The 8,488-nt window shown below is 61.2% G+C and carries 10 protein-coding genes; 2 read left to right on the plus strand and 8 right to left on the minus strand.

The annotated features are described in order from the left end of the window. From DBR30_RS21730 to DBR30_RS06160, 5 genes are all read right to left on the minus strand, one after another. Positions 1-264: D-alanyl-D-alanine carboxypeptidase family protein (locus DBR30_RS21730; protein ID WP_258224305.1), on the minus strand; the 264-nt coding region annotated here is incomplete at its 3' end. Beyond that, complete coding sequence (dapE, locus tag DBR30_RS06150) at positions 261-1,388, minus strand: succinyl-diaminopimelate desuccinylase (protein ID WP_108588245.1); 1,128 nt, start codon at positions 1,386-1,388, stop codon at positions 261-263. The genes DBR30_RS21730 and dapE, both read right to left, overlap by 4 nt. Positions 1,389-1,407: 19 nt before the next feature. Further along, complete coding sequence (locus tag DBR30_RS06155; protein ID WP_069554733.1) at positions 1,408-1,758, minus strand: ArsC family reductase; 351 nt, start codon at positions 1,756-1,758, stop codon at positions 1,408-1,410. Positions 1,759-1,897: 139 nt separating this feature from the next. After that, entirely contained in the window at positions 1,898-2,059 is a 162-nt protein-coding gene (locus DBR30_RS21185; RefSeq protein ID WP_181363506.1) for a hypothetical protein, read from the minus strand. A gap of 15 nt (positions 2,060-2,074) precedes the next feature. Continuing rightward, positions 2,075-2,389, minus strand: a complete 315-nt coding sequence (locus tag DBR30_RS06160) for a hypothetical protein (protein WP_005337929.1) — start codon at positions 2,387-2,389, stop codon at positions 2,075-2,077. A gap of 285 nt (positions 2,390-2,674) precedes the next feature. On the opposite strand from DBR30_RS06160, the gene dcuC reads away from it, so the two are divergent. Together dcuC and DBR30_RS06170 are read left to right on the plus strand one after the other, a co-directional pair. Continuing rightward, positions 2,675-4,051 (plus strand): C4-dicarboxylate transporter DcuC, encoded by a 1,377-nt coding sequence (gene dcuC, locus DBR30_RS06165; RefSeq protein WP_108541389.1) that lies wholly within the window; start codon positions 2,675-2,677, stop codon positions 4,049-4,051. A gap of 134 nt (positions 4,052-4,185) precedes the next feature. Further along, positions 4,186-5,325 carry a M20 family metallopeptidase gene (locus DBR30_RS06170; protein WP_108541390.1) on the plus strand — a complete coding sequence of 380 codons (1,140 nt, stop codon included), beginning with the start codon at positions 4,186-4,188 and terminating at the stop codon, positions 5,323-5,325. 137 nt (positions 5,326-5,462) lie between these two features. Here DBR30_RS06170 and DBR30_RS06175 read toward each other — a convergent pair whose 3' ends face one another. From DBR30_RS06175 to DBR30_RS06185, 3 genes are all read right to left on the minus strand, one after another. Beyond that, positions 5,463-6,119 carry a hypothetical protein gene (locus DBR30_RS06175; protein WP_108541391.1) on the minus strand — a complete coding sequence of 219 codons (657 nt, stop codon included), beginning with the start codon at positions 6,117-6,119 and terminating at the stop codon, positions 5,463-5,465. Between the two features lie 170 nt (positions 6,120-6,289). Further along, a complete protein-coding gene (locus tag DBR30_RS06180) occupies positions 6,290-7,633 on the minus strand; it encodes an anaerobic C4-dicarboxylate transporter (RefSeq protein WP_005337916.1) in 1,344 nt (447 codons plus the stop codon). Between the two features lie 374 nt (positions 7,634-8,007). Continuing rightward, the coding region (locus DBR30_RS06185) for a substrate-binding periplasmic protein (RefSeq protein ID WP_146181362.1) at positions 8,008-8,488 on the minus strand (481 nt) is incomplete at its 5' end.

Genomic DNA, 8,488 nt, shown 5'->3' on the forward strand with positions numbered 1-8,488 from the left:
CTCATCGCCGAGTTGCAGGGCATCGATGGGCTGACTGTTGGCATCGAGCAGAGGCCGTTCGCCGCGCCACTTGCCATTCCAGATGGCGAGCTGGCGCTCGAAGCTGCGCCAGCTGGAGGCCGCCTGCAGGTTGAAACCCTCATAGGCGGCCGCAACCTGCATGTCGTTGAAGGCCGCCGCGGTGGCGGCGGTCAGACGATGGGGGCCGCGCCCCACCACAATAAGGTGGCTCTCATCGAGCCCCAGCAGTTGTTCCTGCGTCATGCCAGCAATCTCTCGAGCACCCCTTGGTACATGTCCGCCAGCAGATCCAGATCGTCCGCCTTCACGCACTCGTTTACCTTGTGAATGGTGGCGTTGACGGGGCCGAGCTCAATCACCTCGGCGCCGGTGGGGGCGATAAAGCGCCCGTCGGAGGTGCCGCCGGTGGTGAGCAGGGCCGGTCGCTGACCGTTCACCGCTTCGATGGCCGCCACGGCGGCATCGAGCAGCGCACCGGTGTCGGTGAGGAACGGCTGGCCGGAGAGGGTCCAGTTCAGCTGGTAATCCAGACCGTGTCTATCAAGCAGTGCTTCGACCCGCTCGCGGATATCCATGTCGGTCAGTTCGGTGCTGAAGCGGAAGTTGAACTGCACCTGCAGCTCGCCCGGAATGACGTTGGAGGCGCCGGTGCCGGCCGAGATGTTGGCGATCTGGAAGCTGGTGGGGGGGAAGTAGGCGTTGCCCTCATCCCACACGGTAGCGGCGAGTTCCGCCAGCACTGGCGCGGCTTTGTGAATGGGGTTGTCCGCCAGATGGGGATAGGCCACATGGCCCTGCACCCCGCGTACCAGCAGATCGCCGGTGATGGAGCCGCGGCGGCCATTTTTCACCACATCCCCGACCACGGCGGTGGAGGAGGGTTCGCCGACGATGCACCAGCGGATCTTCTCGTTACGCGCTTCCAGGGTGTCGATCACCCGGGTGGTGCCATTGATAAAGGGCCCCTCCTCATCGGAGGTGATAAGGAAAGCGATGGACCCTGCGTGATCCGGATGCTCAGCCACGAAGCGCTCGACCGCCACCACCATGGCAGCCAGCGAGCCCTTCATGTCGGCGGCGCCGCGCCCGTAGAGCACGCCATCCTTGATGGTCGGCTCGAACGGCGGGGTGTGCCATTTGTCCAGCTGCCCGGCGGGCACCACGTCGGTGTGACCGGCGAAGCAGAACAGCGGCCCCTCGCTGCCACGGCGGGCCCAGAGGTTGGTGGTGTCTTCAAACACCATGGGCTCGATGACGAACCCGAGCTTGGCGAGGCGCTCCGCCATCAGGGTCTGGCACCCTTCATCGAGGGGGGTAACGGAGGGGCGGCGGATCAGATCCTTGGCCAGTGCGATGACATCCGACATCAGTTGTCCTTAGTTGTCCTTAACGGGAGAAGAGGGATTGGTAGTGATCAGCCTTGAAACCCAGGGTCAGTTCGCCGTCACGATCCAGCAGCGGGCGCTTGATCATGGCCGGATGTTCCAGCAGCAGGGCGCGCGCCTTGGCGGTGTCGAGCCCCTGTTTGGCCTCATCCGGCAGAGCGCGGAAGGTGGTGCCGCGGTTGTTGAGCAGCGCTTCCCAGCCGAGCTTGGCCAGCCAGCTGTCCAGATCGTCCGGGTTCAGGCCGTCGGCGCGGTGGTCGTGAAAGCGGTAGTCGATACCGGCCTCATCCAGCCACTTGCGGGCTTTCTTGATGGTGTCGCAGTTCTTGATGCCATAGAGGGTGGTGGCCATGGGGAGTCCTTCTCTTGTGGGCGCTGGCCGTGGCCGTGCCCGAAAATCCGAATCAACGCAGTGCAAGGGCCCGATTCTGGCATTGTGGCAATCCCATGGCAACGCCGATGGTCCGGCTCGCGGGTTTTACCGGAACTGGTCACACCTGAACGGCGATTTTGAGCACAAGGTCAGAAGCAGTGGGGCGGGCGTGCCCAATGGGGCGGCTATTGCGGGAGAAAAGCCGCTTTTGCAGGAGAAAAAGAGAAAGGGCAAAGGCCAGATAGCCAAAACGCGCCAGCGGGCGCGTTTTGGTCGGCATTATCAAGCACCTCAATCAGTGCAGGGTGGTCCACTCATGGTCAAAGACCCGGGCCCGTTCCCAGGGTGCATCAGGCAGGCTGGAAGAGAGGCCAGTGTATTTGCCCACGTCGTCCACCACGATGGCGGAGAGGATCGGCAGGTTGTTTTCGGTGCAGTACATGCGGATGCGTTGCAGCAGGGTGCGCAGTTCATCCTGGCACTGCTCCAGCCCGGCCTGCTTGGCCAGTTTGGAGTAACGAATGGTAGTGCGTTCCTTTGCAGACTCGACGAGGATGTCCCACAGCTTGTAGTCGCAGGTCGAAGCACCTGCGGTGGCTTGGCTTGTCATAACTCTCTCCGGCGCGAAATGGTCGCTATATGTCGAAGCGCATCTTCGCCAGTTCGGCGCCGTCAGATGTTGATCCAACGCAAAAAAGAGGGGAGTCGCGTCACACAATTCCCGGATATGGGGTGATAAAGGTTTTTCGGCAGTTGAAATAACGAAAAATTGTTACATGGTCGACATATTATGCTAATGAATCACGGTGACGGCACCTTTATTGATAGGGATCAAAGGAAAACAGTGGTCAGATCACTAGATTTCGCTCTTCGATAAATTTATCAGGAGTGAATATTGGAACTTTTATTCGTCTTGCTCGTTCTGGTCGCCGTGGTCTACGGCATTATCAAGGATTACAACCCGCAGGCGGTGCTGGCGCTGGCGGGCATGGCCATTTTTGCGGTGGCCTACTGGCTGGGGCTGCACCCCATTCTCCCCGCTGACAAGAGCACCGGTTTCGCCCTGTTCGACCTGTTCGAAGTGTTCAAGGGGATCTTCTCCTACCGCGCGGCGGGACTTGGCCTCATCATCATGGCGGTGGCGGGTTTTGCCACCTACATGTCCCATATCGGGGCCTCCCAGGCGCTGGTGCGGGTGGCGGTCAAACCGGTGGCAGGCATCCAGTCCAGCTACCTGATGCTCTCCATCTGCTATCTGGTGGCGGTATTCGTCTCCCTGTTCGTCACCTCCGCTACCGGCCTTGGCCTGCTGTTGATGGTCACCATGTATCCGGTGATGCGCAACCTCGGCATCAGCCCGGCCTCCGCCTGTGGCGTCATCGCCACCTCACAGGCGTTTGAAATTGGCCCGACCCAGACCAACGCCATCTTCTCCGCCGGTCAATCCGGCATGGATCCGACCAGCTATTTTGTCGACTACCAGATCTGGCTGGTGGCCCCCATGCTGCTGGTGACCATGGTGCTGCACTTCTTCTGGCAGCGTCACTGCGATCGCAAGGATGGCTGGGATCCGGCGCTCCATCGCGGCGATCACGCCGAGCTGGACGAGCAGGGCACCGAGAGCGTGCAGGCGCCTACCTGGTATGCCCTGCTGCCGATCATCCCCTTCGTGCTGATGATGACCTTCTCCAAGCTGCTGGTGAGCGACATCAAGATGAGCGTGGAGGTAGCCATGCTGCTGTCGGTCTTTATCGGCATGCTGTGCGAGCTGCTGCGTAGCCGCTCGGTGCGTACCGCATTCGCGGGGCTGTCGAGCTTCCTCGACGGTATGGGCAAGGTGTTTGGCCCGGTGGTGGCGCTCATCGTCTGTGCCGAGCTGTTTGCCGAATCCCTCAAGGCCATCGGCGCCATCGATACCCTGCTGCACTCTGCCAGCAATGCCGGTATCGGCAGCGGTCTGATGACGCTAGTGATGGTGGTGCTGATCATGGTAGCGGCGGTCATCATGGGCTCCGGCAACGCGGCGTTCCTCAGCTTCTCGACCCTGGCACCGGCGGTGGCGGCCAAGTTTGGCGTACCTGCGGTGACCATGCTGCTGCCGATGCAGCTCGCTTCCAGTATCGGCCGTACCGTCTCCCCGATTGCGGCGGTGCTGATCGCCTGTGCGGGGATTGCCAAGGTGTCGCCCTTTACCGTGGTCAAGCGCACCAGCGTGCCGATGGCGGGGGCGCTGGTGACGGCGCTGACCCTCAACTATCTGCTGTTCATGTAGTGATGTGGGTTATGTAGTGGTGTTTGGAATTTACCGGTCGGGCGGGTGGCATGGCTGCCCGCCTTTTTCTCACTATGTCGCTTTGTTGCAATAGACGATCGGCCATCAACGCTGATTGTTGCATGGAGAAGATAATGACAGTTGTAAAGAGTCCGTTTTCCCTCGATAGCTATCTGGCCGATTTGGCCCCGCTCATCAACCTCGATTGCGGTACTCGCACCCCGGCCGGGGTAGCGAAAGTGGCCGACATCATGACCGAGAAATATGAGGCCATCGGCTGGCAGGTGACTCGCCACCAGTTTGCTGCCGAGTGCGGCCCCTGCCTCGAGATCACCAATGCGCCGGGTGCCGATCACTACGACGTGATGCTGTGCGGCCACATGGATACCGTCTTCCCCGAGGGAACTGCAGCCAAGCGCCCGCTGAAAATCGAAGGCAATCAAGCCTTTGGCCCCGGCGTGTCGGATATGAAGAGCGGCTTGCTCTCTATCTGGTATGCCCTCAAAGAGATGGATCCGGCATTGCTTGCCAAGCTCAAGGTGCTGGTCTGCTACAACTGCGACGAAGAGATTGGCTCCCCCTGGTCCAAGGATTGGTTGGTAGAGAAGGCCAAACAGAGCGGCTGTGTGCTGGTGGCCGAAGCTGCCCGTCCCAATGGGGATCTCATCAGCGCCCGCAAGGGCAATGCCAAGTACCGCATTGCCTTCCACGGCAAGGCCTCCCACGCCGGTTCGGCGCTGACCGAAGGGATCTCCGCCATTACCGAGCTGGCGCACTGGGTGCTCGCCATCAACGAGCAGGTCAACATGACCACGGGCACCACCATGAACGTCGGTGTGGTTCAGGGCGGCACCGGTGTCAACGTGGTGCCGGACTTTGCCGAGGCGATCGTCGATCTGCGCTTCTGGAGTAACGAAGAGGCTGCTGCGGTACACGACCGGCTCACCTTTATGGCCAACAACCCCTTCCTCGCCGGTTGTCGGGTCGAGGTAGATCGCCAGACCTTCAAGCCGGCGATGCGCCCGAGCGGCGACACCGAGGCCGTGATGGCGCTGGTGGAGGCGGCAGCCAAGGAGGAGGGGATCCCCTTCAACTGGCTGGAGGCCGGTGGCGGTTCGGATGCCAACTTCACCGCCGCCGCAGGTGTGCCGTCCCTCGATGGTTTCGGCCCCATGGGCGGTGGCTTCCACTCGGAGGCGGAATTCCTGCTGCTCGATAGCATCGAGCCGCGCATCCGTCTGTTGCAGCGGGTGCTGGGCAAGCTGGCGAAATAAGCCGGTTTATCCCTTGTTCGGGTCGTCATGGCCCGCTCAACACTGGTCCGCTCAAATCCAAACGGGAGGCTGTTGCCTCCCGTTTTTTATCGCGATTTTTCGCGTGCTGAGTGAGCGGGCCAGATGGCTTGCGGCCGTTACCCCTGTGGCTCGGCCAGATAAGCCAGATGATCCTGCCGCGCCACCTGCCAGCCATCGAGGCGCAGCGGGGCGGCAAAGCCCGGGCCGTCGGTCACCATGGTGTGGTACTCCCCCTGCTCGCCGCAGGCATCGAAGCCTTCGCGCTCGGCCAGTTGTTGTAACTCGGCGAGGGTGGCGGCATCAAGGGGGCGTCCAGTCCACTCGGGAGCCAGCACCCGGGTATCGACGCAGGAGAGGTGGGCGACGATGCTGCGGGCCAGCATATCCGCCAGCAAGGCTTGACGAGATTGCTGCCAGAGCGGGGTGTGGACGGTGAGACCAAGCGGGCGGCAGCGCTCGCGGATCCAGTTAGGCGCACCGCCCACGCTGTCGATATCGCCGGTGACCACCCCATCGAGTTGCCACTCCTCCTTGAGCCGTGCAAGTGCCCGCTCATAACCGAGATCGAACGGCGCTTCTATGGTGACCAGCAGATGGGGCAGCCCGAGGGTTTCCGCCTGACGGCGCACCAGCGGCAAGGGGTGAGCGAGAAATCGGGGCTCTGGCGGGGCAAAGGTGGCCAGTGCCACCACCTGATGGCCCGCTTGACGGGCATGACAGAGGGCCAGCATGGCATCTTTGCCACCGCTCCAGAGCAGGATGACGCGAGACATGGATGAGATTCCGGTGGTGAACGAGGGGGCATGCTACCCAGCGGCGGGGGCAGAGGTAAAGGCATAGTGTCCGGAAATGGTGGCGGGGAAATGGTTGGGGCCACAGAGCTGGAAAAAAGCAGGCCCCCGAAGCGGGGGCCTGTCTGGCAATGTGTTAAACGTGACTGCGATTAGAGCAGGATGCTGGTGAGGATAAAGCCCAGCGAGCAGGAGGTCACCACCCCGATCAGCCCCGGAATGATGAAGCTGTGGTTGATGATGAACTTGCCGATGCGGGTGGTGCCGGAGCGGTCGAAACCGATACAGGCCAGATCGCTCGGGTAGGTCGGCAGCACGAAGTAGCCGTAGCTGGCCGGCAGGAAGGCGATCAGCAGCTTGGGTTCGACACCCAGCGCCAGACCCATGGGGGCGATGGCGGTGAGGGCGGCGGCCTGGCTGTTGACCAGCTTGGAGATGAGGAACAGCACCAGGGCGTAGGTCCAGGGCTGGGCCTGTACCACATGGGCCAGAGTCTCTTTGAGCAGCGGCATGTGAGCCTGGAAGAAGGTCTCACTCATCCATGCCACCCCGAATACGGAGAAGATGGCGACCATGCCCGCCTTGAAGACGGCGCCGTTGGCGATCTCGCCCGGCTTGACCTTGCAGCGCATCAGGATGATGGCACCGGCGATCAGCATCATCATCTGGATCACCAGGTTCATGGAGAGCGGGCCGGTTTTGTCCTTGATGGTGAACACCGGACGCAGACCTTCGTTGGCACCGAGCAATACCACGGCAGCGATGGCGGCGAAGAAGATCCAGGTAGACCAGTAGGCCTCTTTCGGGAACTTGGTGTTGAGCAGGGTTTCACCGCCGCCGTAGATGAAGGCACGCTGCTCCGGGTCTTTGATCTTGGCCTGGAACTCTTCGTCCTTGTCCAGATCCTTGCCGCGACGCAGGCTCCACAGGGCCGCCACGATGACACCGGTCAGGGAGGAGGGGATGGCGATCATCAGGATGTCGAGCAGGCCGTAAGCCTGACCGATACCGTGACCGGCCGCCAGAATGGAGACCATGGAGACCACGGCAACGGAGACCGGGGAGGCGCAGATGGCCATCTGGGAGGCAACGGAGGCCACCGCCATCGGGCGCTCGGGACGGATGTTCTTCTGCAGCGCGATGTCAGCGATGATGGGGAACATGGTGTAGACCACGTGGCCGGTACCGCACAGGAAGGTGAGGGTCCAGGTGGTGAGCGGCGCCAGGATAGTGATGTATTGCGGGTGACGGCGCAGCAGACGCTCGGCTACCTGCATCATCAGGTTGAGGCCACCGGCAGTCTGCAGGGTGGCGGCACAGCCGATCACCGCCAGAATGGTCAGCATTACCTGAACAGGCGGTTCGCCCGGCACCAGGCCGAAGACGAAGGTCAGCAGGAAGAGACCGATACCACTGATGAGACCGAGTCCCATGCCCCCAAAGCGGGTACCCAGCAGCAAGCAGCCGAGTACCACCAAAAATTCCATCAAGATCATTCCGTTACCTCGTGTGATTCAACCCATATTGCCGCGGGTAGCCTGAACCATGAATTGTCATTGTCTGTTTTATTTAGCCCAAAAGGGTTAGTTGCTATTCTGCTCCCCTGAAAAAGTGAAAAAATTGAGTTACTTCAATAACTCGATGAATTTTTGATTAAACCACTTAAAAACCACGTACTAACAAAAGCATCATTTTTGTCACCAAGTGGTATCACTCGGGGCCAAGCCATCGGGTGGTCATGGCGGCAGCACAGAGCGGCAACAGGGCTGCAGGGGAGGGGCATAAAAAGGGCTCGATTGCGGCAGAAGAGGGTGAAAAAGCCAGCGCTCAGGCTATTTTTGCCAGCAAGGGCTGACTTCAGCGGGTTGGCTCACTTGGCCGCAGGGGCTTGCTGCAGATAGCGGCGCTGATAATCCTCGCTCAGCCTGGCAATATCCAATCTGGCAATGGCCTGCGCCACCCGTTGCTGCAACGCCTGCTGATCGGGGCGAAACATGATGTGCAGGCTCTTGTGTTCGAGGATCTTCGGGTGAAATTGCAATCCGGCGCTGCTCAGCTTGCGATCATGGTTGATGAGCCAGTGAAAGACATCCCTATCGATCACCGCCAGATCGAGCCGGTCGCGCTGTAATTTGCGCAGGTTGAGCAGGTCGGAATCGACGGCGGCAGTGTTGAGGCGCTTGCTGGCCATCAGAGCATCGAATTCACGGGTGTTGACGTACCCCTCCACCACGCCGATCCGGTAGGGGGCGAGATCCGTGAGCTGCTGCCAGGGGATGGGGGGGCCTGAGCGCTGCGCCATGCCCAGCACGCTGTCCCCCACGCTGGGGGAGCTGCGCCACAGGGTGGGC

This window comes from Aeromonas sp. HMWF017 (assembly GCF_003061465.1).
GTDB lineage: Bacteria > Pseudomonadota > Gammaproteobacteria > Enterobacterales > Aeromonadaceae > Aeromonas > Aeromonas veronii.